This is a genomic window from Moorena sp. SIO3I6, from assembly GCF_010672095.1.
Genome location: NZ_JAAHHU010000017.1, coordinates 14,805 through 40,759, shown reverse-complemented (window position 1 = coordinate 40,759; position 25,955 = coordinate 14,805). Strand labels below are relative to the sequence as shown.

25 protein-coding genes and 2 pseudogenes are annotated in these 25,955 nt (G+C 44.0%); 20 read left to right on the top strand and 7 right to left on the bottom strand.

From position 1 onward, the window contains the following. The first annotated feature begins 82 nt into the window (after positions 1-82). Positions 83-2,032, top strand: coding sequence for a CHASE2 domain-containing protein (locus tag F6K49_RS08270; RefSeq protein ID WP_293095735.1), 1,950 nt, complete (start codon positions 83-85; stop codon positions 2,030-2,032). Positions 2,033-2,295: 263 nt separating this feature from the next. Beyond that, the gene (locus F6K49_RS08265) at positions 2,296-2,421 is read left to right on the top strand and encodes a hypothetical protein (protein ID WP_293040064.1); all 126 of its coding nucleotides are present in this window, start codon (positions 2,296-2,298) and stop codon (positions 2,419-2,421) included. 206 nt (positions 2,422-2,627) lie between these two features. Here F6K49_RS08265 and F6K49_RS08260 read toward each other — a convergent pair whose 3' ends face one another. Next, complete coding sequence (locus F6K49_RS08260) at positions 2,628-2,828, bottom strand: hypothetical protein (protein WP_075873588.1); 201 nt, start codon at positions 2,826-2,828, stop codon at positions 2,628-2,630. 181 nt (positions 2,829-3,009) lie between these two features. Between F6K49_RS08260 and F6K49_RS08255 the strand changes: the two genes are divergently transcribed. After that, positions 3,010-3,150 (top strand): hypothetical protein, encoded by a 141-nt coding sequence (locus tag F6K49_RS08255; RefSeq protein WP_293095732.1) that lies wholly within the window; start codon positions 3,010-3,012, stop codon positions 3,148-3,150. Between the two features lie 562 nt (positions 3,151-3,712). Beyond that, positions 3,713-4,327 (top strand): DUF928 domain-containing protein, encoded by a 615-nt coding sequence (locus F6K49_RS08250; RefSeq protein WP_293095729.1) that lies wholly within the window; start codon positions 3,713-3,715, stop codon positions 4,325-4,327. Between the two features lie 226 nt (positions 4,328-4,553). Here F6K49_RS08250 and F6K49_RS08245 read toward each other — a convergent pair whose 3' ends face one another. After that, on the bottom strand, positions 4,554-6,932 hold the full coding sequence (locus F6K49_RS08245) for a transglycosylase SLT domain-containing protein (protein WP_293095725.1): 2,379 nt from the start codon (positions 6,930-6,932) through the stop codon (positions 4,554-4,556). Positions 6,933-7,023: 91 nt separating this feature from the next. On the opposite strand from F6K49_RS08245, the gene F6K49_RS08240 reads away from it, so the two are divergent. Further along, entirely contained in the window at positions 7,024-7,215 is a 192-nt protein-coding gene (locus F6K49_RS08240; protein ID WP_293037782.1) for a hypothetical protein, read from the top strand. A 125-nt stretch (positions 7,216-7,340) separates the two neighbouring features. Here F6K49_RS08240 and F6K49_RS08235 read toward each other — a convergent pair whose 3' ends face one another. Further along, the gene (locus F6K49_RS08235; protein ID WP_293026216.1) at positions 7,341-8,324 is read right to left on the bottom strand and encodes a 3'(2'),5'-bisphosphate nucleotidase; all 984 of its coding nucleotides are present in this window, start codon (positions 8,322-8,324) and stop codon (positions 7,341-7,343) included. A gap of 342 nt (positions 8,325-8,666) precedes the next feature. Here F6K49_RS08235 and F6K49_RS53235 point away from each other — a divergent pair. The 15 genes and pseudogenes from F6K49_RS53235 to F6K49_RS08160 form a co-directional block, all read left to right on the top strand. Continuing rightward, positions 8,667-8,783 (top strand): annotated as a pseudogene (locus F6K49_RS53235) (YqaE/Pmp3 family membrane protein); the annotation flags it as partial. A 255-nt stretch (positions 8,784-9,038) separates the two neighbouring features. Continuing rightward, positions 9,039-9,197 carry a YqaE/Pmp3 family membrane protein gene (locus F6K49_RS08225; RefSeq protein ID WP_070391771.1) on the top strand — a complete coding sequence of 53 codons (159 nt, stop codon included), beginning with the start codon at positions 9,039-9,041 and terminating at the stop codon, positions 9,195-9,197. A 24-nt stretch (positions 9,198-9,221) separates the two neighbouring features. After that, a complete protein-coding gene (locus F6K49_RS08220) occupies positions 9,222-9,722 on the top strand; it encodes a hypothetical protein (protein ID WP_293026213.1) in 501 nt (166 codons plus the stop codon). Between the two features lie 751 nt (positions 9,723-10,473). Further along, a complete protein-coding gene (locus tag F6K49_RS08215) occupies positions 10,474-11,052 on the top strand; it encodes a DUF3727 domain-containing protein (RefSeq protein ID WP_293026211.1) in 579 nt (192 codons plus the stop codon). Between the two features lie 66 nt (positions 11,053-11,118). Beyond that, entirely contained in the window at positions 11,119-12,198 is a 1,080-nt protein-coding gene (gene mltG / locus F6K49_RS08210) for an endolytic transglycosylase MltG (RefSeq protein ID WP_293095721.1), read from the top strand. A gap of 216 nt (positions 12,199-12,414) precedes the next feature. After that, positions 12,415-12,966 carry a YqeG family HAD IIIA-type phosphatase gene (locus F6K49_RS08205; protein ID WP_293026207.1) on the top strand — a complete coding sequence of 184 codons (552 nt, stop codon included), beginning with the start codon at positions 12,415-12,417 and terminating at the stop codon, positions 12,964-12,966. A 344-nt stretch (positions 12,967-13,310) separates the two neighbouring features. After that, positions 13,311-13,574, top strand: a complete 264-nt coding sequence (gene grxC, locus F6K49_RS08200; protein ID WP_293095718.1) for a glutaredoxin 3 — start codon at positions 13,311-13,313, stop codon at positions 13,572-13,574. Positions 13,575-13,969: 395 nt separating this feature from the next. Then, positions 13,970-15,343 (top strand): transposase, encoded by a 1,374-nt coding sequence (locus F6K49_RS08195; protein WP_293095715.1) that lies wholly within the window; start codon positions 13,970-13,972, stop codon positions 15,341-15,343. Between the two features lie 602 nt (positions 15,344-15,945). Then, the gene (gshB, locus tag F6K49_RS08190) at positions 15,946-16,929 is read left to right on the top strand and encodes a glutathione synthase (RefSeq protein WP_293095712.1); all 984 of its coding nucleotides are present in this window, start codon (positions 15,946-15,948) and stop codon (positions 16,927-16,929) included. Between the two features lie 60 nt (positions 16,930-16,989). Then, positions 16,990-17,457, top strand: coding sequence for a DUF4870 domain-containing protein (locus tag F6K49_RS08185; RefSeq protein WP_293026201.1), 468 nt, complete (start codon positions 16,990-16,992; stop codon positions 17,455-17,457). A 31-nt stretch (positions 17,458-17,488) separates the two neighbouring features. Further along, positions 17,489-18,628 (top strand): Gfo/Idh/MocA family oxidoreductase, encoded by a 1,140-nt coding sequence (locus F6K49_RS08180; RefSeq protein ID WP_293095709.1) that lies wholly within the window; start codon positions 17,489-17,491, stop codon positions 18,626-18,628. Between the two features lie 254 nt (positions 18,629-18,882). Beyond that, positions 18,883-19,626, top strand: coding sequence for a DUF4230 domain-containing protein (locus F6K49_RS08175; protein WP_293095706.1), 744 nt, complete (start codon positions 18,883-18,885; stop codon positions 19,624-19,626). Positions 19,627-19,676: 50 nt separating this feature from the next. Then, on the top strand, positions 19,677-19,793 hold the full coding sequence (locus F6K49_RS08170) for a DUF2237 family protein (RefSeq protein WP_364300532.1): 117 nt from the start codon (positions 19,677-19,679) through the stop codon (positions 19,791-19,793). Positions 19,794-19,927: 134 nt separating this feature from the next. After that, entirely contained in the window at positions 19,928-21,178 is a 1,251-nt protein-coding gene (locus F6K49_RS08165) for a transposase (RefSeq protein WP_293063822.1), read from the top strand. Next, positions 21,151-21,414, top strand: a pseudogene (locus F6K49_RS08160) (DUF2237 domain-containing protein); the annotation flags it as partial. The gene F6K49_RS08165 and the pseudogene F6K49_RS08160, both read left to right, overlap by 28 nt. Positions 21,415-21,517: 103 nt before the next feature. Here F6K49_RS08160 and F6K49_RS08155 read toward each other — a convergent pair. From F6K49_RS08155 to F6K49_RS08140, 4 genes are all read right to left on the bottom strand, one after another. Further along, a protein-coding gene (locus tag F6K49_RS08155; RefSeq protein ID WP_293095703.1) for an IS630 family transposase occupies positions 21,518-22,695 on the bottom strand; the annotation gives its coding sequence in 2 pieces (ribosomal slippage) (positions 21,518-22,254 and positions 22,254-22,695; 1,179 coding nt in all). Between the two features lie 487 nt (positions 22,696-23,182). Next, entirely contained in the window at positions 23,183-23,518 is a 336-nt protein-coding gene (locus F6K49_RS08150) for a hypothetical protein (RefSeq protein WP_293043674.1), read from the bottom strand. 397 nt (positions 23,519-23,915) lie between these two features. Continuing rightward, positions 23,916-24,116: a hypothetical protein gene (locus F6K49_RS08145; protein ID WP_293021272.1), complete on the bottom strand. Its 201-nt coding sequence runs from the start codon at positions 24,114-24,116 to the stop codon at positions 23,916-23,918. A 445-nt stretch (positions 24,117-24,561) separates the two neighbouring features. After that, positions 24,562-25,710 (bottom strand): GTP-binding protein, encoded by a 1,149-nt coding sequence (locus tag F6K49_RS08140; protein WP_293066775.1) that lies wholly within the window; start codon positions 25,708-25,710, stop codon positions 24,562-24,564. Positions 25,711-25,955: the final 245 nt, after the last annotated feature.

Sequence of the window (25,955 nt, the reverse complement as noted above, 5' to 3'; positions counted from 1 at the left end):
CCTAAAAAACCATAAAATATACTTAACAAAGTCGCAAAGCGCTATCTTAAAAACGCTGTAAATTAAGCAAGGGTAAAAACTGTTGTTGCTAAGTATTTGGCCAAAAATAAAACACAAAATTGCTACCTGGCGTGGAGGAGAACTGCCAGGAATTGCAGTGATTGGACTGGTAATGTTCGCCCGTCTCAATGGGTCACTTCAATTTAGTGAGTGGATCACCCTCGATACCTTTCTGCGCCTGCGTCCTTCTGAACCTATGGATGAACGGGTTGTTATTGTTGGAATTGATGAAAAGGATATCCAGGATGTAGAAAGCTATCCAATACCAGATCAAGACATTGCAAGGCTGCTGCGGAGATTGCAAACCTACAAACCCAGAGCAATTGGTCTTGATATTGTTCGGGATCTACCAGTTGAGCCAGGTCACGAGCAACTGGTTGAAGCCTTTGAGGATATCAAGAATCTGATTGCCATTGAAAAAGTATTACCAACTAAAATTAAGCCACCACCCGGATTTCCCCCGGAACGGATTGGTTTCTCAGATGTTATTCCAGATCAAGATAGCAAGCTCAGGCGCAGTATTCTTGGGATGTATAGGGATGAAACTAGGAGAGAATATGTATTCTCCCTGGCTTTACTGCTGGCGAAAGCTTATTTGGGTGCTGAGAAGGAAAAGATTGAACTTGAAAATGGCATTCACGATCGCCTTACTATGCGCTTTGGTGAGACTGAGCTACCTCGCTTTTTGACCAATTCCGGTGGATATGTGGGCACTGATCACTTTGGAGTTCAAGTGCTGCTCAATTTTCGCAGTGGTCGCAAACCGTTTAGACGCTTATCTGTCAGGGATATCGAAACAGGGCAATTTAATTCAAGTTGGATTCGCGATCGCATTGTTATTGTTGGAGTCACTACTCCCAGCATCAAAGACACTGTCAATACCACTGCCATCAAGGGTTTGAACCCTCCTGGAGAAATCTATGGGGTGGAATTTCATGCCCATGCTACTAGTCAAATTCTCAGTGCCGTTCTGGATAAGCGATCGCTTTTAAGAACTTGGTCAGATCCCTGGGAATATCTATGGATTTTAGGTTGGGGTTTTCTGGCCATGGGTCTTGGTCGGCTCACTCAATCCCCATTCAAAAATCTGTTTGGTGTTGGGGTTGCCAGCTTCGCACTAGTTGGAGTTGGTTATGTGTTCCTAGTTTGGGGCTGGTGGATTCCAGTAGCACCAGCGTTGTTAATTTTAGTCATAAATAGTTTACTATTTCCTGCTTTCTATCACTATGACCAGGCTTTGAGGTCTCAGATCAATGTGCGCCAAGGGACTATCGAGGAAACATTTAATCTCATTCATAATGGTCCAATGCAAACACTAGCCTACATTATTACCCGCATTCAAAACCAGGATTTGCCACAAGACGAATTGCTGTTGAAACTTAAAACTATCAAGGATGACATATGGGAGATTTCAGAATACCTCAAACAAGAAACTCCGACTCAAGAAGAAACTATCCGTCTAGGAAGTAACCTAAAACTGTCATTGAATCCTCCAATCCATAAGCTGTTCTATGAAGTCTGTAGAGATACCCTGGAACGGAATCTTCCTTGTTTTGAGACCCTCAAGCTTAAAGTTCTTAAATTTGAGCCGATACCGGAACAATATTTAACTATTGAGCAAAAGCGAAAACTCTGCCAGTTTCTGGAAGAAGCTTTGTGCAATGTCGGGAAACATGCTAAAGGAGTAACTCGTATTAGTGCCATTGGTAAGCTACATGATGAATGGTACACTCTGAGTCTTAAAGATAATGGCTCTGGTATCTGTTCATCCTCTGAAAACCGAGGAACAAAGCAATGTAAAAATCTGGCGAAACAACTAGGAGGAACATTTAAGCGAGAGCCCCTTTCTCCCCAAGGAACTCTGTGCGAGTTAACCTGGCCTCTAGCAGGTCGTAACTGGAGTATCGCCAAAGTTAGCTATGGCTTGAAAACTCTTTTTTTGAAAGGTTTGAAATATATCAAAAAATTCTAAAATAGACTTCTTGCAGAAGTCGGGAATCGGGAATCGGGAATCGGGAATCGGGAACAGCGGATCTGGGAATAAGCCCCTAAATAAATCTAAAGTAAATTTTCGTAGGGTGCGTTAGGGGTGGGATTGCCCTGATTTTCCGCCTCTTTGCCAGCGTTGAAATAGCCCACCCCGTAACGCACCACCGGCTCAAACTAAATAAATCTAAAGTCTCTCCAAATTTTCCTGACCAGAGGAACTTTTATGATTTCTTGATGCAGTCGCTCATGGAGAGCCCAATTCCCGATTCCCAATTCCCAATTCCCGATTCCCGATTCCCGATTCCCGATTCCCGATTCCCGTTCCCCGATTCTCAATTCTCAATTCTCTTTTTCTATAAGTATCAAAAATAAAAAAAATAGCCGTAGAAATACTATCCACGGCTATTTCAACTCCACAATAAGTTCCTTGAAATCGCTATGTCACTGAGTTCCCAAACGGAACCTGATGTGATTCGATCTGATTGACCTTTGCTAGGGGGGGAAACCCCCCCAGAAATTTAGCGATGCAGCGCGGTCTTGGGGGTTTCCCCCATGAGCGACTGCATCAAGACAAGGTGTTACGGCAACAGCCAATACTTAGTTATTGTCGTCATCACTTCCCCGGGAACGTCGGTCGGCTCCAGAGGAGTCCATTCCGCAATCTCGGCATAGCCTAGTGAATAAAGCATTTGCATACTATAAATTACTGCTTCACGAGACCCTTTCAAGGTGTGCTGAGCAGGTTGTTTCTTGAAGTTTTGGCGAAATTTTCGTGACATGGATAAAAAAGTGAACTCATTGTGTTTATACAATGATTATTGTAATGATTATAACTGAATTTGTCAAGGGTTTTTAGAATTTTTTTTTGGGGGGTTTTAGGATTAATAAAAAATCAGCGATATTCTGAAATATACGCTACGCAAATGCTAATTTTAAACTAGTACAACGTTGTTCATAACTATGAGTTATACAGCGAGCATTTTGGTGGTGCGTTACAGGGCGGACTATCTCAACTCTGGCGCTCGAGATGAAAAATCAGAGGCGTTGCTGAATTTAGGAATGAATAGGAGTAGAGTGGGCATCCTGCCCGCAAGGAAATAAGCATGAAACTGGCAAGATGCCAGTTCTACACAAGATGCCAGTTCCACGCAAGATGCCCATTCCAGAAAACTATTAAAATCATTCCATTATTAAGCAACGCCAAATCAGAGGCTTTTGGTGGTGCGTTACGGGACGGGCTATCTCAACCCTGGCTACGAAGTTAAAAATAAGGGCGAGCCCGTCCCTAACGCACCCTACGAGCTAATGGATTTTTGAGCTTGTGTTTTTGTTTTGTTATATAGGCTTTATAAATGAGACGTAAACCTAGGATGTCTTTTTTTTTTGGACAATAAAACTCCGGATATCTTTCCCCTCTTGCCTGCCCCCCTTACTAAGGGGGGTTAGGGGGGATTCCTCTTGCCTTTTGCCTCTTGGCCTTTGGAAATATGTTCACAACTCAAATATAAACGCCTTTAGCTGTGTAGTTTTCAGCAATTAAGATTACCAAACTAAGTTATCCATTTCTCTGATATTTTTCATAAAGTTGGTAGCAAGCATCCAGTCATGGCTACCCTATTCGTAGTATGGTCTTAATTAAATAAGCGTCTACTCAATCAATATTATGATGGCTGAAATTGTGGGGCTTTTTAACAAACCCATTAACGTTAGAGTAGTAACTGGTTGTGTCTTGAGTTTAGCGCTGGTGGCAACTCCGGCAGTTGTAGCTAGAGCTGAGTATAAGCCTCCTGAGGATCAAAAAACTCCCGATAAAGAGACCAGAACGAATTCGGGAACGACTAGGGGGTGTGATGGAGGAGATATACCGTTAACGGTTCTTGCCTCTCAAAATTATGTTGGGCGAACCACTTCTACCCATCCAACATTTGCTTGGTTTGTGCCTGACTCCAAATCCTTAGAGCTGAAATTCACGATCTACAGCCGTGGCTCAGATGGTAACTTCACAGAAGTCCATAGCATGTCATTGCAGAGTTCACCAGGGATTATGACCCTATCCCCCTTTCCAGAAGGTGAACCAGGGCTCTTAGTGGGCAAAGACTATTTCTGGCAAGTTGTAATCCTTTGTGATCCTAGTGCCCCATCAAGTGCTGTAGTAGACAGAGTACAAATAGAGGTTGTGGAGATGCCGCCAGATTTACAAGAGAAACTTGACAATGCAGTCGATAGCGCCGAAAAAGCAGATCTCTATGCGAAAACCCATTCTAGAAGGTACCAATGACAATGGTTCCGTTTGATGAGGAGCCGTATGATGCGAAAGTATCACGTACGGTTTTGAAGACGAGTCGGTGGGGCGACTCACCGGCTTAGTTTAATTTTGGCCTCTACTGTTCTTGATTCCGTTCGCGAAGCGTCGCCTACGGCGAATCAGGTTCAGCAAGCCGAGTCGTTGAGAGAAGAATCCCCGCGTCTTTAGACCGGGGAGTGTCAAGGTCAGTCTTGCTGGATCACTCTTGAGCAAAAAAGTCTACTAACTCCTGACCAACCTCAGGATTGTATAAGCGTAAGTAATTCCAGTAATTACCCAAAACTTGCTTGACATAGTTTCTGGTTTCACTAAAGGGTATAGTTTCCACAAATTCATCTAAATCAATGGGTTCATTTCCCTTTAGCCATTTCCCTACATTACCTTGACCAGCATTGTAACTAGCAATGGCGAATGCGGAGTTATCCTCATACACGCGATGGCTATGGGCGAGAAACCAGGTTCCTAGTTTAATATTATCGTTGGGATTATCGAGTTTATAGTCGTTAAAATTGATGGATTTCCCTACCCAAGCTGCAGTACTGGGCAACATTTGCATTAAGCCCATGGCACCAGCAACTGATGTAATGTTTGCCTCAAATCGAGACTCTTGACGCATTAAGGATATAACCAGTAGAGGATTAATGTTACGCTGTTTTGACTCAGTTTCGATTATCTCTATATAGGGAAAGGGATAGAGGGCTTGCCAGTAAGCCGGTTTTTTCCTGATTTTCTGATACTGCTCCTGTTCTTGGGATGTTTCTCGGTCTTCGAGGGTCTCTACCAGGGAAATTCCTTTTAGGTATTCTCCCATCGCCAGCCTGAACAAGCCATCAGTAAACTGTTGTGGCACAGTGGGCTTGAGGCGAGTTTGAAATTCCCCTTGCCATAGGCTCCAAGCATCCTGGTCTTGACCAAGCTGATACAATTCCTTCAAAGCTGCTGAGCCCACAGGTAACTCGGGTCGCACCGTTGGCCAGTTTACAGTAAGGGATGACTGGCGCAGTGTGCTAAAGTCTCCCACATCCCAACCCAACTGTACCGCTGAGCGCCAAGCATAGTAAGATTGAATATGGTTGGTAATCACCTGCTTAAACGCTGCTTCGGCTTCCTGCTTCCGTCCTAGCTGAGTTGCCCATTTTCCCGACCAAAACCCTGCTCTACGGGCGATCAGACTGTGGGGATTATCCTTAAGGATAGGCTGAACGTTATGCCAAGCTGTCAGGATGTCTCCATTTTGTGCAGCCTCTTGAGCCATCTGCCAGCGATAGTCCGCTGCCGCATCAGAATTGCTATAGTTGTCGATTAACAATTGATAGGCTTGCTCAGCAGCGTTGGGACTTTTGAGTTGTTCGAGAGTTTTGGCTTTGGCCAAAAGTGCCTCAGCAGCTCGGTCGGGAAAGCGATCGATAACTTGGTCGAAATACGGTATCTTGTCAATGGGTGGTTCTAGTGCAGCGAGTTGGAGATAAGCCAAAGCGGTTTCTTTGGCATTGGGAAATTCCTCAACCATCTTTTTATAAGCCACTTTCGCTGCTTTGGGCTTTTGAGCATACTGAAGTGCTCTAGCCCCTAGGTAAGTATGCTTAGGTATTGGTTTAGCATTGGCATAAGCAGCACTGGCTTGAGCATATTTGCGGTCTTTCCAATAGGCTAATGCGATCGCTTCCCAATCTTGGGGCTGGATTATAGCACGATTTTTCTCATCGACAGATTTGCCGTAGTTACTCACTAGTTTATCTAGCACTAGGGTAACCCCTGGTTGGTCAAAGGTATACCTGGCTAATAACAGCATCAGTTCAGGTTGATTGGGCTGATCCTTGAGCTTTTGCTGGATTAATTCAATGATGCGAGGATGAGAAGGATATTTTTTCAGTGCTCGTTCCCAGTATTTTGCCTCTTCGGCAGAGAAGTCATACATCTGCTGTATTTTTGCTAACCACGGCTGCTCAGAAGTCGAGGTGATTCTGGCATATTTCGGAGCAATAGATTCCTGTTCTGGTTTGCGGTAGGGTGAATCATCTGACAAGAAGGCATACAACGCTTCAGCTGCCACTGGCTGATTACCATAGCGTTGGAGCAACTCCTGCCAAGCTTCTTGGGCTTGAGCTTTGTCCCCAGTGAGTTGGTAAGCCTGTGCTCGTTTGAGCACAATATGTCCGGCTATTACTGGATATTCCCACTCTAACTTATCTAACCAACGCAGTGCCTCCCTGCCCTGCTGCCCAGCTATGGCATCAACCGCCAATAGGTAACGAGCACGGCCACGATTGAGGGATTTTGGTCCAATTGCGATCGCTTCGAGTTGTGCCATCCGCTCCTCGGGGGATTGGGATGCTAGTTTTAGGACTGTAGTGTCCTTGGGATTTCTGCGCCCCATGATTTGCTGGGGCAGCAACACTACCCAATTCGTTAATCCTAGCGGGTTCTTGCGATCAATCAACACTAAAATGGTGATCGAGATCAGCAGTAGGCTCAATCCCACACTAGACGCTAGTAGGATTTGTCGTCTGGTACGCTGACGCAATTGCTGGCGCCATAAAGGATAGTAGCGGGAGAATTTCAAACGTGACCGTTTCATAGAGCCTCCTGGTGATGCACGTCCATAGTAGGATTAGATTTTGGGAATAGAAAGCTCTGTAACAACCGTGCTGTGATTTGATAGAAGACTTATGGAACGCGGAAAAATAGTCGCTATTATAACTGGAGCTATATCGATATTGCTAGCGATCGCTTACTTAATTATTGTCCAGCTGCTGGATTTTCGAGGAGAGATGATCCCTGCTCCAGTTAGCCAATCATTAGACTGGGGATATTGGATCGGGTACTTTTACCCAGATCTTGCCCAATGGTTAATTACTTAATAAACCCATAAGTGTCAATGAAACTCCCCGCGCGTTTACGCGCAGGGATGATTGGGCAAGAGAAATACTATTCCCTTGCCGGATCGTTGCCCCAGGTTCTGATCTGCCCTGTGCTTTAGCTGTCTCTATTTGGCTGTATCCCGCAGTGCTGCCAACACCGTCTCATGGATTACACCATTGCTGACAACCACACCCTGATTTTCAACTAGCTTAGAACCGATCGAAAAGTTCAGAGGCTTACCATGCATATCTGTAACAAGCCCACCAGCTTCCTCCACAACAATAGTGCCTGCAGCATGGTCCCAAATTTTCTCACGGTAGTTGGGATACTTCGAGGAAGGTAAACGTAGGTAAAGGGCTGCGTGACCAGAGGCAACCGCACCATACTTAGCCTGAGAATCCATCCGCAGGGAATCTGCAGTAATTCCCACCGCCTTAGCTACAAAATCTTGGCGAGAATGGTCACCATGACCAGATTCCACGCTTTCGACGAACCGGAGTTCTGCTGTATTACCAGCATCAGTCACTTGAATCGATTGGGGTTCCCCACCACTAATAGGTACCATGGTTGCTCCCTGACCCCGTACTGCCACAAATAGGACACCCCGTTCCCCATCTGGTTGGGCTAGGTTGACGGGTAAAGCTGGGCAAGCTAGCACTCCTACTTTCACTTCACCTTGTTCTACCAAAGCCAAGGCGACAGCATATTGATCATTACGCAGAAACCCTTTGGTGCCATCAATCGGGTCTAAGGTCCAGTAGCGAGGTCCAATCTCACCATTGCCTCGATTAATCCAACTAACCACTGCCTCAGGAGTAGCATCATTAGTTACAGATTGCACATAACTAGTTACCTGTGCCAACTGATTCGCCATGGTTGGTTCCACCAAATCAGCAGCATCTTCTTCACCCACTACTGGAACATTAGGAAAAGCTTGGCCAAGTAAGCGGCAAATCACTGCCTGGGAACCATAATCGGCAACAGTGACAGGGCTTTTGTCACTTTTTTCCATAGCTTCAGTCACCCGTTCACTCCGGACTTGCTCACAAATTTTGGCAGCGGCTAAGGCTGCCTCAATCGCAACCTGTTTCTCTTGTTGATAAGACATTGTAAATAACTGCTCCTAAGGGCGAAAAGATTTTTGGAAGGTTTTTTCGGTCATGGGTAATAGGTATAGCTAATCGGTAATAGACCCTTGAGTAATCACCATTAGCAATTAGAGATTACCTATTACTGACTAGGAACTGCCTGGTTTTAAAGGCTTGTGGCCTAGCAGCATGTTTTTCCCTGACCTTAGAGACAGAGCTAGGAACTGGCAGTCATTCATAGGTGTCATAACCCTTACAAAGGGGGAACTAATCTCCATTGCTGGCATCTTAGCTAGGAAATTCCGGATTCAGAGGAAATTACCAGGGAATTAACTAAGAGCAGTAATCGAGGTACAACAATAATGTATTTCATCCGGATCATCTGTGCCATTTTCCTTCCACCACTCGGTGTGTTCTTGCAAGTGAGTTTTGGCAAGTCCTTTTGGCTTAATATTCTGTTAATGGTATTGGGTTTCATTGTAGGCACTCAACTTGGTTTTCCCAAATATGGTGTAGTGCCTGCCATACTCCATGCTGTATGGGTGACTGCTAATCAATATCAGGATTAAACTGTTTACTAGGGACGGGCGGCCTAACCGAACACAAAACAGGGATTATAGGTCCGGTAACCCGGCTCTAAGACTAGAATAATTTGGCACAATGGAAGTGAGTACGCGCGTCGCAGTGCTTAAGCCAATCAGCCTTGTCGTAACAAACACCAAAGGTATACCAGAATGGATTTAATTCGGATTTTATGTGCTATTTTCGTGCCACCACTGGGAGTATTTTTGCAAGTGGGTTTTGGCTGGCCCTTTTGGATAAATATCCTTTTAACCCTATTGGGTTACATTCCAGGTATTATCCATGCCGTTTGGGTGATTGCCAAGAGATAAAATAAAGGATTAGACTGACTACAAATGTCCAAACAATCATCCCAACCTGTGAATGTGAAGTATAAGGCTTTGAACTATCAGGGAGTCTACCCCTGCCCAGTCTGTCGTGTCGGTCAGATTCAAAATTTATCGTTAATGGAAGCTTTTGCCTGTCACGAGTGCCGCCACATTTTCACTGCTGATCTCGAAAGGCAAATCCTCAAAATAACCGATCGGCAGCCCCCAATGACCTGGCACTGGAATGGCAAAAAGTGGACAGGGGCGCATCTAGAGGGGGTTGAATGGGGATGGGTGAATTGGTTATTAGCCTTGGCATTTGTAGTTTGTCCAACGACCTTAATTGGGGCAGCCGTTTATATGTTTCCCCCTGCCCCAGATAGTCCTGTATCTTGGCTTCCAGCTGCTTGGGTAGGGTTAACGTTTTTATGCCATCTGGCAATCGTTGTCTGGTTGGTGATGGAATTTTATCAATTTCCAGTTTGGGAGTACTTGAGAATTGGACGGCAGCGAATTATGGGTCGTTAGTTCTGTTAATTAACTTGAATATAGTGCTGAGTATTGTTAAGAATAACACCCTTAGATTTTAATCCTTTATAGTTTATAGTTACTAATTCATACTTGCTCAGGATCACAGCTCTAGCCGTTTACGGGGAAATTAAGTATAATTTGTTACAAAATTGAGGACTCCTGCTATAAGATAGGGGGTTGCTAGTGCTAATTATGCGTTCCCGTAGCGGCTCTGTTCGCGTAGCGTGGCCTTTGGCCTTAAGAGCATCCGATAGCGACTCTGTTCGCGTAGCGTGGCCTTTGGCCTTAAGAGCATTGACCGTAGGTCACGCTACTTGAGGTGCAACCCATGGCACTAAAACATTTTGGCTGAGCTGATTTCCTAGACAAACACATTTTTATGCTAATGTCAAGTCCCACTGATTAGTTATACTTATAGGTTGCTAACAACACTTTTTTACAACTGATTGACCGTAGGTCACGCGGGGCGCGTTCGCTATGATTGAAGAATGTGCAATTTTTAGCTATACCATAGTTAACTAATGCTTAGGCTCATAGAAAGCCGATCATTGTAGAAATAGTATAGACAAACCCATTCAAAGACAACTGCTGGAACTATCCTCGTTGGTTTTGGTGCTATCCTGATGGGAAGCAGTCTACACTTGAGCTTACTGTCGCGTACTGTCGCGTACTGTCAAAGCGTACTGTCAAAAGGGAGGTTGGATTTCTTTCCACGACCACTTGACCACTAATAGACACATTAAGTGCCATGTTTTCATCTCAATCCCCCCAAGAAAATGGGGAATCTCCAAAAGGGGACATTACGCTGAAGGACGCTAACGGTAAAACTCTCGAATGTTACATTGAGCATTCCCTAGAGCTGGAGGGTTGTGAATACCTTCTGCTGTTACCTGTGGACTCACCCATAGAAATTGTTGCTTGGGATGAGGATGATGATGAAGACTTAGCTGATGCCTCTCTAGTTGAAGATGAAGCTGAGCTTGACTTGATATTCCCTGACGCCCAAGCTGTTCTGGCAGAGCAAAATCTTCAGCTCAAGCGCACCGCTTTTACCTTAACTGTTGCTGGTGAGTTGCCACCAGTGGACGAAGACGACATTCTCACCCTGGAAATTGAAGACGATAATGTTCCGATGGAAGCAGAGGAACTACAGGAGCTAGCGAGCTTTTATTACAAAGAACAAGAGTATGGAATCTATACGCCTGTAGAGCCACTCCTGTTTTTTGCTCGCTCGAACCAATCTGGTCAACCCGAGTTACTGTCTACACAGGAAATTAAACAAGTTCAGCCAATGCTCGAAGAACTGCTATTCGATGATCTCGAGTAGGAGACTTGAACTCGGGTTGACCCCTTAAACGATTCAGGGGAAACTAATGTTTTGGTGTATTAGAGTATGAAAACTCTCAAAAGCATCTCCAATAGGTTTTTTTATTTCGTTCTATTGCCAGCGACCCTTGGTATTTGTGCATGGCAGGGTTGGGAGTGGTGGAGTTGGGTGGTATCCCCACCCGTTAAAGCACAATCTGCCGAAGATGTCGCTCCAACCCTCGTAAAAATCGAGATTCCCCCAGGAACCCCAGGTCAGCAAATAGGCAGAGATCTGGAAGCTTCTGGTTTAATTCGCTCAGCCGATGCTTGGAAACTGTGGACTCATTGGCGGCAGCTGGTAGACCGAGATGGTGAGTTTAAAGCTGGAACTTACGAACTATCACCAACTCAACCCCTGACCAAAATCGCCGAAACCATTTGGAAAGGGAAGGTGATGCAGCTGTCTTTCACCATACCGGAAGGGTGGTCGATTCAGCAAATGGCGGATTATTTTGAATCCCTAGGATTTTTCTCGGCTGATGACTTTATCGCTGCTAGTAGCAAAATCCCCTGGGATAAGTATCCTTGGTTGCCCAGTGAGCTGCCTCATCTCGAAGGTTATTTATACCCAGATACCTATAAGTTACCCAGTGATGGCATCTCGCCACAAACAGTCATCCAACAAATGCTTAATCGATTTGAACAGGTAGCTTTACCAGTATACCAAAAAGGTCAGGACAAAACCCAGCTTAGTATCAATGATTGGGTAACATTAGGGAGCATTGTCGAGAAGGAAGCGGTAGTTGCTGAAGAACGCGATCGCATTGCTGGTGTCTTTACTGAACGGTTGCGGCGAGGGATGAGATTAGAAACGGATCCCACCGTTGAATATGGATTGGGGATTCGACAAACTGCTGATCAGCCCCTAACCTACAAGCAAGTGCGGCAACCCTCCCCTTACAATACCTATCTCAACCCAGGATTACCGCCGACCCCGATTGCCAGTCCTGGAATAGGGAGTTTGAAAGCAACCCTTGATCCCGAAGACACCGAATACCTGTTTTTTGTGGCTCGTTACGATGGCACTCATGTTTTTAGCAAAACCCTAACAGAACACGAAGCAGCTAAAAATGCCATCCGTAGAGAACGGCGAGCCAAACAATAAACTACAACAACCAGTGATCACAAAAGCTTTATCTACTGGGGAGGTTGAGAGAAAAGAATACCCCGTCCTCTTAGGTCGGGGATGAATTTTCGACAATGTTAATATTAGGGGATAAGGGTCTCAAAAAACTGGGTATTGACCTACTCAGCTACCGACCGTGCGGGGGAAAGTTACGCCCTAGGAGTTACCGACTTTCAATTTATCAGTTAACTAAATATGTCTTGGGTCTCAAAGTTACAACCTGACTTAATCCTTGGTGGCTCCATCTTAGACCTGACACCAGATATTCTCCAGCAATATCAGCTGTCAGGTCTAGTTTTGGATGTTGACCAGACTTTAATACCAGTGACGAAATCCCGTGTTTCTCAGGAAATTGAACGGTGGGTAGAGCAAACTAGAGCGATGGTTTCCCTGTGGCTGGTCAGTAATAACCTCAGTGAACATCGCATTAGCCGTATTGCTTCCTCCCTAGATTTGCCTTACATATATGGAGCTCGCAAACCTTCGCGACGCAAGCTGAAAATAGCTGTAGATGCGATGAACCTACCTATAGACCAAGTGGCAATGGTAGGCGATCGCTTATTCACTGATGTCTTAGCTGGGAATCGACTGGGAATGTTCACCATTCTTGTAGAACCAATACGGGACCCAGCGATGAGCAAGTCTTTATACCCAATGCGTGATTTAGAAGTGTGGTTCTCTCAAGCCTTAGGGGTTTCCCTGACCACCATGCAACAAAACTTCAACAAACCTGACAAATCAACATAAACTGAAATATAAAGAAAATATTATAAAAATTACTAAACCAAAATTTGTCTGACACAATAGATAACAGTTGGAAAGAGGGTCAGCTTATATAAAGACCCTATATATGACCAACCTTTTAAATGGGGTCAGCTTATATAAAGACCCTAGATATAACAAACGCTTATAACTAATAGACAGCCCAGCCTTGAGGTAATCAGGAGCTGGGCTGTCTATGATTTGGCATTACTTTACTGAGCCTTGACCCCTATTAGCCTAAGTAACGTAGCCCAATCCTCAAGAATCTGCACCAAGCTAAACCCCAAGGTAAAATTTAAGAAACATTACTTAACAAACTATCGCCAAGCATGAGCGCAAACGTTGAAATCTACACCTGGAGCAGTTGCCCCTTCTGTATCCGTGCTAAAGGTCTACTAAACAAGAAGGGAGTTGAATTTACTGAATACTCTATTGATGGTGATAACCAGGCACGGGCGAAGATGGCTCAAAGGGCAAATGGAGCACGCTCATTACCACAGATTTTTATCAATGACCAGCATATCGGTGGCTGTGATGAGCTTCACACTCTGGAATTTCAGGGTAAGTTAGACAACCTGCTCAAGGCAAGCTAACTATGAGGTGAGTAACCATCTAGTCTTTGGAAAGCACAACGGAAAAGAACACCCCACGACTAGATCACTATCAAAACTTCCTGAAATTTGAGAACCCCCGTGCTTTAGCCGGGGGATGAAAAAGAGAGACTGGATTTATCCAGTCGTGTCCTCTATTTGGCTTCTAACCCAAGGTTCTATAAGCTCTCCGGCACTGGTGTTTGAGTCCTTCGCGGAAAGCTGCAACCACTTCCACACAGTATCTGTGAACATGATAGTGTGTGTTTTTTTGCTCTCGTCATAGTAGACAGGAATTCCTCTCATTCTTTTTTGAGATTTAGATCTGTTTTTGTTTGAAATTACTAGACCATACGTATACACTAGTAGTTTGATAAAAAAAGGGTCGAGGTTGTCAAATGTACAAGACGATACCAATAAAAGCTAACTTTTCAAACGAAGAGAAAGTGTTCTGGGAGTTTCAGTGCCAGCAAGCTAACAGCCTGTTTAATTGCGCTGTTTACTATGCAAAACAAAAACACTACAAGTGGCTTGAGGAACAAAAAGCTTATACTACCTACTGGCGTGGAGATGAGCTAAGGGCAGGGTGGAAAACCTACAAATGTACGACTAAATACCCTGAAATAGACAAAGCTCTAAAAATGTCGCCCCACTATAAGGCGATGGCGGCTCAATCTGCACAGCAAACTTTAAAAACTGTAGGGGAAGCGTACTCTAGCTATAACAAACTAGTGGGTTTGTACTACCAAGGAAAAGTAGATAGACCTAGGTTCCCTCGCTATAGAAAGTCTGGAGGTTTTGCTGCGGTGACTTTCCCTCGGCAAGCCCTCATATACAAAGAAGGTTTGTTTCACCCCTCCGTTAGCAAGGAAAGCAAGCCTGAATTATTAGTTCAAATAGCATTATCTCCTCCAGATTTCATTGATCCTGATTGGGTGAAAGAGGTTACCGTTCGTCCTTACTACGGACAGCTATGGATAGATTGGGTTATTGATGATAGAAAGCAACCAGTAACTGATAATCCAAATCTTGATTACTCTAACGCGATTGGAATAGACCATGGTGGCGATAACTGGCTAACCTGCGTTTCGACCTTAGGAAAGAGCTTTATTATTGACGGTCGAAAGCTTAAGTCAATGAACCAAGGTTACTGTCGCCTTGTAGCTAAGTATAAGTCAGGAAAGTCGGAAAAGTACTGGGACTCCCATCTGGATAAAATTCAGTTGAAGCGGAATAATCAGATGCGGGACGCCATAAATAAAGCGGCTAGATTCCTCGTTAATCGTTGCCTAAATGATGGAATAGGTAATTTGGTTTTTGGTTGGAACGAAGGACAGAAAAGCCTTTCTAACATGGGAAAGAAAGGAAACCAACAGTTTGTCCCCATTCCTACTAAGCGACTAATTGAAAGGTTAAAGCAGCTTTGTCCTGAATATGGAATAAATCTGATTGTCACTGAAGAATCCTATACAAGCAAAGCGTCTTTCTTGGACGGTGATTCATTACCAAAACATGGTGCAAAACCCAGCGGATGGATCCCTTCAGGAAAAAGAGTTAGGCGTGGGTTGTACAGGACTGCCTCCGGAAAGTTAATTAACGCCGATTTGAACGGCGCTGCTAACATACTCCGTAAAGTAACCACACAGCCAATCGACCTGGCCAAGGTGGGTAGCGGGATTTTGACAGTTCCACATCGATATAATTTGTTCACTAACCTGTCTAAATTATATCGACATAAGGGTGAAGCGGTACGGGTTTACCCTACCGCGTAACATCCTTTGAGAATCCCCCGTGTTTTAACCGGGGGAGATGTCAACACTACACGGATAGGATCCTAAAGGTGATAATCTCATCCGGTTTATATAGCGTTGATCCCACTTATGAGTAAGGATCCCCCCTAACCCCCCTTATTAAGGGCTCATAAGGGTAGGTTTTTTACTTTGACCTCAGGTGTGGGGTGTAGGGGGTAGGGTGACCGGGTGTGGGGCATAAGAAAGCGATGCTAATGGTGCGACAATCAAGATTTAATAATTAGATTCGATCAGCGCACCAAAGCCCGACCTGCGGGGGTTTCCCCCACTCGCGCTTGGGATCAAGACAACGACAAATTAAGTATATTGTCTTATCCCCCACACCCCACACCCCACACCCCACACCCCACACCTCACGTCTTTGTTAAAAACCTACCCCTGTGAGCTTAATAAGGGGGGGACATGATTCCCTTAAGGCTTTATTTATTATTGCCTTTTGCCTTTTGTCTTAATCTGCCTTAATCGCTGTTACCGGTTCCCCGTTCAAGATCTTGATCAGTATGTTACCCAATCAAATAGGATTGCTGTAGCATAGGGTAATTGGCTGACAGGGGAATTCAACAGTGAAATTTGCGTTTATAATAGACCCTCTCCCGAAACTTGATCCCGGTCATGATACTAGTGTGGCGCTGATGGAAGCCGCACAGGAATTAGGTCATCAGGTTTGGGTCACTCAGGCTCAACAATTGAGTGTTATTCAGGGTCAGGCTTGGGGGCTTCTAGAACCTGTGCAACTAACTCCAGCCAAACTCGATGACGGGCATTGGGTCGTCATCGAGCAGTGGTACCAGACTGGTAAGGCTCTGTTGAAACCTCTAGAGGAGATGGATGCTGTCTGGATGCGGACAGACCCGCCTGTTACTATACCTTACCTGTATGCGACCTATATCTTAGACTACATCAATCCAGATAAAACGTTGGTGATTAATTCACCAACTGGCATCAGGACAGCTAACGAAAAAATGTATGCCCTCCAGTTTCAGGAGGTGATGCCACAGACAATTGTCAGTCAGGATAAATCGGTGATTCGGCAATTCCTGGAGGAAAAAGAGACAGCAGTACTGAAACCTCTGGGAGGCAAAGCTGGTGAGGGGATTATATTTCTACAGCCAAGCGATCGCAATTTTAACTCCTTGGTGGAAATTAGCACTAAACAGGGTAGTGAGCCAGTGATGGTTCAGGCTTATCTGCCTGCGGCGAAAGATGGAGATAAGCGGATTATCCTCTTGAATGGTGAACCGATTGGAGCAGTAAATCGCATTCCCACAGGTAAGGAATTTCGGGGTAACATGGCTGTGGGTGGTCGAGTAGCGGCTACGGAAATTACTCCCCGAGAGGAAGAAATCTGTTCCCTGCTCAAGCCAAAACTGCAGCAAGATGGCTTATATTTTGTAGGCATAGACGTTATCGGCGGCTACCTCACCGAAGTTAATGTCACCAGTCCTACTGGCATCCGGGAAATTGACCGCTTAGATGGTACTCATCTGGCTAAACAGGTAATTACCTGGGTTGAAGCAGTTAAAAACAACGGCGGTGAAACAATATAATGGCTTAACCAGACTCTTGAGCAAAGTCATGGGATGTAATGTCGGTTTTGGGTCAGTTTTATGGATCAAGTAACAGTGCCACGGAACGATAGGAAAGCTCGAATCTGGGGGATGCTGTGTCATCTATCCTCCCTGCTATGGATTCCCCTATTGATTATGGGTCTACCTATCCCTTTGGCTAACCTGGCAGGCCCGTTGATGATCTGGTTAAACAAGAGAAATAAATACCGCTTTGTAAAGGTTCACGGTAAAGAATCTATTAATTTTCAAATCTCGATTACCCTTTACGCTACCATTATCCTGACCATATTTACTGCCTTTGCCTGGGCGTTTTTCATCCTAATTGGTGCAATAAAAGATTTTGACCCTGACTCTTGGTTGGAGCTGTTTAAACTCATAGAATTCTGGTTATGGTGTATAGCTAGTATCCTGGGAATCATTGATTCACTGCTGGTGACTATGGCCTCAATCGCTGCTCAATATGGTAGGCATTACCGTTATCCGTTTACCCTGCGATTTTTACGATAAGTCCCTAATATAAGTCACGAGATAGTCTACAATGGCTGAGTTTTCTGCAACAGGTGCAACTGAACAGCTACCGACAATTGGTGTGGCGGTAGTTGGAACTGGATTTGGACAAAAAATCCATATCCCTGGCTTTAACGCTCATTCCCGAACGGAAGTGGTGGCTGTCTATCACCGCGACCCGGATCAGGCAAATGCGATCGCAAACCAATATGATATTCCCCATGGATGCGATCGCATAGAAGACATCCTAGCTTTACCGGAAGTAGAAGCGGTTAGCATCTGTACTCCCCCGTTTCTGCACTACGAAATGGCGAAAATGGTTCTAGAAGCAGGCAAACATCTGCTACTAGAGAAACCGATGACCTTAAAGGCAGCCGAAACCCAGGAGCTTTACCAACTCGCTACAGAAAAGGGTGTTGTCGCTATACCTGATTTTGAATTCCGCTTTATCCCCTCATGGCAGCTGTTAGCGGAATATCTCGAAAAAGACTATGTGGGTAAAAAGCGTCTGATTAAAATTGACTGGTTAGTCTCTAGCCGAGCTAATCCTGAACGCCCCTGGAACTGGTATGCTCAAAAGGATAAGGGTGGCGGAGCACTAGGGGCAGTTGGTTCTCATGCCTTTGATTATATTCATTGGCTATTTGGACCAGTGCAGCGGTTGTGTGCTCAACTGAGTACTGCAATTCCAGCACGACCAGACCCCAACGCTAGCAATTTACTTAAGCCAGTAGATGCTGATGACACCTGTCTGTTATTACTGGAATTGGCAGATGGTACCCCTTGTCAACTCACTATTAGTTCCGTAACCTATCACGGGCGAGGTCACTTTGTAGAGGTTTATGGCGATCGCGGTACCTTAGTCTTAGGCAGTAACAATCTCAAAGACTACGTTCATGGATTTCGCCTGTGGGCAGCCACCGCCGGTCAATCCCTGATGGAAGTAGAAATTCCCCAACGACTAGCATGTGCTGAAACCTATCTCGATGGTCGTTTAGCGCCATTTATCCGGGTGGTTGACTATTGGGTGCAAGCCATTGACAATGGTAGCGTTACCACACTATCTCTCAAAGAAGGAGTGTACTCCCAGATGTTAATGGATTTAACCCATGAGTCTCATGAAACTAGACGTTGGGTTGAGGTAGATAAGCACAAGTATAGCGGTTTTTAATAGGGAATAGGGAATAGGGAATAGGGAATAGGGAATAGGGAATAGGGAATAGGGAATAGGGAATAGGGAATAGGGCAAAAAAAATTGTCTACCTCATTAGGCTAGAAATTGCTATATATCGCTTTGATAATTTTAAAATAGATTTTTGACACCAAATAGCATTTCATTATTATTAAATAATAGCATAGATTGGGAATAAAAAACTGTTAATACTTAAAATAACTAACTGACTATAATATTTAAGGTAAACAAAAATGAAAAGTCAGCATCAAAAGCATCAGTTACTCAGCATTATCTCTAGTATACCTAGAGGTTTGATTTTGATGAGCACAGGGGGCATGATACTCACGACGCTAATTTTAGGAGTGGTGATGTGGCGCACTAGCTCCCGCTTGTTTGAACAAGTTAATGGTCTATTCGACTTATCACAATTAAACTTATCACAGCCAGAACCAGAGGTGGATGTGAGAAACGTTGTGGTTAATAAAGTTCGTAATGTTAGTGAATTGACCACTGCTGTGTTTAGCATGGAGGCAGTTGTTCCAACTCGTCAAGATAGAAACTTAGGACAATATCGCTTAGCGTCAACGACATTACTCTACATTGCTTATGGGGAAGTTAGAGCTGGGGTTGATTTAGGGAAATTAAGCGTGGATGATGTCAAAATCAGCAATGACTCGATCCAAGTGCAGTTGCCACCACCCCAATTACTGGATAGCAAGATTGATGTTACCCGTTCCCAGGTCTACGACTACAACCGAGGATTTTTGGGTCTTGGACCCGATGTTGCCCCTCAATTACAGATGCTAGCTCAACAGGAAACCCTCCGAAAAATTCAGGCTACTGCTTGTCAGCAAGGTGTGCTAGAGCAAGCTAATCAAAGGGCGCAATTAGTGGTGACTAATTTATTGATGACAGCTGGTTACAAAACCGTAGATGTCAAGCTTCAACCTTCATCACCATCGATGTGTTTGACAGCTTTCCAAACACCATCCTAGCACAACACATAAGCAAGATTATTGTAGTAATTAGAGTTAACTACCGGATCATGAACAATGCCAAAAACGTTCTTGGCGGAACACTAAAGGTGTGCTGCACATCTCCGATGACGGGATTTTTTCGGAACGGAAAATGTGACACAGGACCAACTGACCGAAAACCCTGAGGGCGCAAGCCCCTAAATTCTATTTATGGGGTTAGCCCGAGCAGGAATTTATTCCCTAACTGCTCGGGAACTTTTATCTCAGCTAACCGACTACAATATTAAGTAAAGATAGAAGACAAGGAGGTGATACTGAAGTGTTAGTTATGGAGTTCAAGGCTGTGTTGAAAAAGCCTCAAGAGTGGGCAATCAATGAAGCTATTAGAACTGCTCGCTTTGTCAGGAACAAAGTGCTTCGGTACTGGATGGACAATCGCGGAGTAGGGAAGAAAGAACTCTATCGCTACAACACTCAACTAAGGGACGAATTTGAATTTGTCAAGAATCTTAACAGCCATGCTTGTCAAGCCTCTGTTGAGAATGTAGAGCGTGCTATTAAGCGGTTCTTCGACAATTGCAAGAAGAAAGTCCCAGGAAAAAAAGGATACCCAAAATTCAAGAAGCATTCCAGGTCTGTTGAGTACAAGCAATCAGGATGGAAACTATCCCCCGACAAAAAGTCAATCAAGTTTACAGACAAGAAAGGGATAGGAAAAGTTAAACTCAAAGGTACGTGGGACTTATGGTGCTTCGACCAAAAACTCATCAAGCGAGTTCGTGTAGTACAAAGAGCCGATGGGTATTACGTTCAGTTCTGCGTAAAAATTGACAATTCAGAACAACTGGAAGCTACTGGATATACCATTGGCCTGGATGTTGGACTAAAAGACTTTTACACCGACTCTGATGGATATTCAGAACCTAACCCTAGATTCTATCGCAAAGGCGAAAAACGCTTAAAGTTTCATCAACGTAGAGTTTCCCGAAAAAAGAAAGGCTCTACTAACCGAAAGAAAGCTATTAATAGGCTAGGCAGGACACACCTCAAAATAAGTAGGCAGCGTGAAGAACATGCCAAGATACTGGCGCGTTGCGTAATCCGGTCTAACGACCTGGTCGCCTACGAAGATTTGAGAGTTAAAAATTTAGTTAAAAACCATTGCCTTGCCAAATCTATTAATGATGCAGGTTGGTACAAGTTTCGGGAATGGCTAGAGCACTTTGGCACTAAGTTTGGTCGGATAACTGTTGCAGTAAATCCTGCTTATACTAGCCAAAACTGCTCTAGTTGCGGAGAAGTGGTCAAGAAGTCATTATCCACTCGAACCCATGTTTGCAAGTGTGGATGTCAGTTAGACCGTGATCACAATGCCGCCATAAACATCTTAACGAGAGCCTTAGGTACGGTGGGGCACACCGGAACTTATCAAAACGCTCGGGGAGACTCGACCTCTACTCTGCTTGGTTCCGACCTGGTTGAGCAAGTTGGCTCGCTGAACCGAGAATCCCCTGGCATAAGCGCCATGGGGAGTGTCAAGTTGGTGTACATATCGTTTGTGCAGAAATGACGGAAGAGTTTCTCTCTTTTACTAAGCAAAGAGGGAATGATTTGAGTACACCATCCCCGGTCTATGGTTTTCCTGGTCTTAAACCCGGAGATCATTGGTGTTTGTGTCTCAGTCGTTGGAAGGAGGCGCTGGATGCTGGGGTTGCGCCACCGGTGATTTTGTCAGCAACCCATGAAGCAGCCCTTGATTACATTCCTTTGGAGGTATTTAAGGAACACGCTGTTATGAACGGCTAATCGTTGATATAGCCGTTTTCAATTAGGTAAGGTATACATGTTTTTAGGGAGCAGGGAGTAGGGAGTAGGGAGCAGAGAATAGTTAGGTAGTGGACTGGCACAGCTAATTTGGTGCATTAGAATCTGCCATCTCTTCATCTTCAAACACTGGATAAAGGTGTTTAAGTTTGACTCTGGCATCCGGGGTTGAAAAATGCCAAATTACTTGACTGGCTGTTTTGTTTCGCTCTTGTTCCCAAGCTTTTAACTTCTTTTCCAATTTTTCAGGACTAGAAATCCTGCGGGCTAAACATTGTTTGGTTAAAATGCTTAGTTCAATCTCTGCTACATTTAACCAACTGCCATTACGAGGAGTATGATAAATTTCTAGTCGTCTGGCAAGACGATGAGCTTCATCAGCCGGGAAAGCTTCATAAAGAGAAGCAATATTATGAGTATTGAGATTATCGCAGACTAATTTGACTTTACTAGCATGGGGATAGTCAACATCCAGTAATTGGCGAATTTCTTCCGCCCAGTCTACACGAGACCGATGGTCTCGATTGCTAACTCGCCGCCATCCAGCATTAGGGTCAAAAAACATAAACAGGGCTTGTGTCCCTTCACGAGTATAGTGATAATCTTCTTTCTGGTCTTGACCAGGTTGCATTTTAATCGGTTTATAGAGATGATCTAGGAGTTGGACTGATGCTTCATCCATACAAATCAATGGCTGATCTCGACAATGCTCAGAACAGTAAAGGTCTAAAATTACTTCCATCTGGGCGACAAATCTGGCCAAATCTCGTTCAGGAATACAGAAACGTTTTACTTTCCAAGGACGTAGCTGGTTTTTTTTAAAGTGCGACGTACCGTTTCACGAGAGATTTCTGTGACTACTCTTCGCTTTTTCAGTTCCGATGTCAGTAGTCTAATCGTCCAATCTGCTCTTCCTTCTGGAGGGTCTGAACAACACATGGCAATGATTTGGGCTTCTGTCGCGCCATCTATTTTTGGCGGAGTTGGTGGTTTCTTTCTTAACCTTCTATTGAGTGCTGGTTCTTCTCCTTGGGTCAGATATCTTTTTCTGATACGCCCTACGGTATTTCGATGTAGATTTAAAGCTTTGGCTATCCCTTCATCTGTCCATGTATCTATCGCTTGTTCTCCTTCGTCACACATCAGAAGAACCCTAGCGTGGAGGATTTTCTTGGCAGGAGCATAGCCATTGCGACTGATGTTTTCTAGTCTTCGTCTTTGTTCGATTGTCAGCAGCACTTTATCTCTACGACCTCTTCCCATTTTTTTGACCTCAAATAATGATCCTTCTATTGCACTATTTTAGCTGTGCCAGTCCAGTAGGGTGCGTTAGGGACGGGCGAGCTCTCATTTTATCGGTAGCCAGTGTTAGGAAAGTCCGTCCCGTAACGCACCAATGGGTCAAACAGCTTTTAGGAGATGCACCCAATTGAAAGTCTTGGGAAAAACCCATCTAAGCTGACTGCTGACCGCTGACTGCTGTCAGCTTATTTAATGGGCACTTAAGGAAATCAAAAGATAGAACAGTAACAAGGATATCTGTTTTCCCCCCTTACTAACTCTAAATTTTGATGANATAGGGAATAGGGAATAGGGAATAGGGAATAGGGAATAGGGAATAGGGAATAGGGAATAGGGAATAGGGAATAGGGAATAGGGAATAGGGAATAGGGAATAGGGAATAGGGAATAGGGAATAGGGAAAAAAACTGTGTACCTCATTACTATGATAAATGCTATATCATTTAAGGCTAATAGTATCTTAGCAAGGTCAAGCTATCTGCCCATTCGCGCACACGGTTATGATCTACTGAGGAACCATTACGACGATAAGCTTCCAGGGCTAATATACTTTGCTGAACCATTTCCTCTTCAGTGAGAGGTTGAAAATTTAATCCTGAGTCTATCTCTCCGTAATCAAAGGATTCTTCTGTTATTTGGTTGGATTGATTGGTCAGTAATTTTTCAAAATCTTCTAAGTTACTAGATGGGATAATTAGCCATTGTAAGAGAATCGTTTTGACTTCTTCTCCAGGTAATGCCTCAATATGGTCTAAGAGTTGTTGTCTAATATTACTTCCTGTCATCAGCGTTTTAGTTTTATAAACTTAACCTTAATTATAGCAATTATCATAGGTATTAGCTAAGCATTCAGCCGTCAGCTAATGCGCTACGCGCACGCTACGCGAACAGCTTATGTGCTACGCACACGCTACGCGAACAGTTAATTTGCTACGCGCAATCGGTGCTTTTGAATAAAATAAGCTGACCACTGACCACTGACCGCTGACCACTGACCGCTGATAGCTAAATACTTACAAAAAAATAGCCGTAGAAATACTATCCACGGCTATTTAAAATCCACAATAAGTCAGTTGAAATCGCGATGTCACTAACTTCCCAATTCTAACCCGATGTGATCAGATTGGATTGGCCAAAGGTGACTTGGCCAAGGGGGGGAAACCCCCCCAGAAAGTTAAGGTGTTATGGCAACAGCCAATACTTGGTTATGGTAGTCATCACTTCCCCGGGAACATCAGTTTTCTCCAGAGGAGTCCATTCTGCAATCTCCGCATAGCCTAGGGAATAAAGCATCTGCATGCTATAGATTACGGCTTCACGAGAACCTTTTAAGACGTGGTGAGCAGGTTGTTTTTTGAAATTTCGGGAAAATTTTTGTGACATGAATAAAAAATCCAACTCATCGGGTTTATAGTGATTATTGTAATGATTATAATTAGTTTTGTCAAGGGTTTTATAAAAGTTTTTTTTGGGAAATTAAGAATGGTGAATTAAGAATTAAGAATGGTGAATTAAGAATGGTGAATTAAGAATGGTGAATTAAGAATGGTGAATTGGGAATGGTGAATTGAGAATGGTGAATTAAGAATGGTGAATTGGGAATGGTGAATTGAGAATTGGGAATTGGGAATTGGGAATGGTGAATTAAGAATTGGGAATTTAGGTATAATTTAGAATTTTGGCTTCTGGCTTCTGGCTTCTGCCTTCACCATTCTTAATTCTGCCTTCACCATTCTTAATTCTTAATTCTTAATTCTTAATTCACCATTCTTAATTCTCAATTATTAATTCTCAATTCACCATTATTCATTCTTAATTCAACAATTACTTACCAAATCCCCGTCCCTGTATTGGTAGACTCTGAAGAGATACACTGGTTTAATTCCTCACGTAATGTATCATGATCTAAATCTTGTCCAATCAGGACTAATTGATTTTTTGGTTCACCTTTCCACTCATCATCTTCAATAGAGAAACGCTTACCACTGAGGTGGAATATGTGACGGTGAGGACTTTGATCAAACCAGAGAATTCCCTTAGCGCGGAACACATTAGAGGGTAACTTATTGTCTAGGAAATCCTGAAACTTCCGAAGCCCTAGGGGCTTGTCACTCTCGAAAGAAAGAGACGTGAATCCGTCAATTTCTAGGTGATCGGAGTGATGGTGATGAGCGTGATCATGGTCATGGTCATGGTCATGATCATGGTGGTGATGATGGTCATGATCATGATCATCATCACAACAATCATGGTCATGGTGGTGATGATGGTCATGATCATGGTGGTGATGATCATGATCTGATCTTTTGCTGTCGAAATACTTATCGGACTCAAAGAGACCAACACTGAGAATTAAAGGAATTGGCACTTGGGCTTTAGTAGTTTTCAAAATCCTAGCATCAGTTTTCATATCTCTGAGCCTGCTTTCCAATTGGTCTACATTGGCTTGATCTACCAAGTCAGTCTTGTTGAGGATAATAATATCCCCATAAACAATCTGATTAGTTGCAACGTCACTATTAAATAGATCGATACTAAAGTTTTCTGAATCTACCATAGTGACAATAGAATCAAGACGAGTCATATCTCGCAATTCTGTGCCCAAAAAGCTTAGCGCCACTGGTAAGGGGTCAGCTAATCCGGTGGTTTCCACCACTAAATAATCCAGCTTTTCTGGATGCTCCAATACGTTGTAAACTGCTTCAATTAAATCATCATTAATGGTGCAGCAGATACAGCCATTATTCAGGGCGATCATATTATCATCAGTATTGATAATCAGCTCATTATCAATACCAATTTCACCAAACTCATTAACAAGGACTGCTGTTTTGACGCCTTCTTGATTACTTAAGATATGGTTAAGGAGGGTGGTTTTCCCGCTACCCAGGAAACCGGTAATAATGGTAACGGGTAAGCCTTGTTTCGGAGCTTCCATCCCTTGACCAGATGGGGAATCAGTCGGTAAAGTTTGCATAAGGCAACTTGTGAAAACAGTTCAGAATCAAGATCTACCAAGATATCGTATTTTATCTGAAACAGCAATTCATCTCCCGCTAACCCTACGGGTATAACGGGAGACGGGGCGTGTAAAGTGCGGACGCAGGTGACCCACACAGCCCCTCATGAATTGCTAGGTGCGCTTGACCCGTAATTAAATTCGCCACGGGTCGCACCTCCACTTGACAATTTACACAGAATAGATTAAAATGTGAATGTATA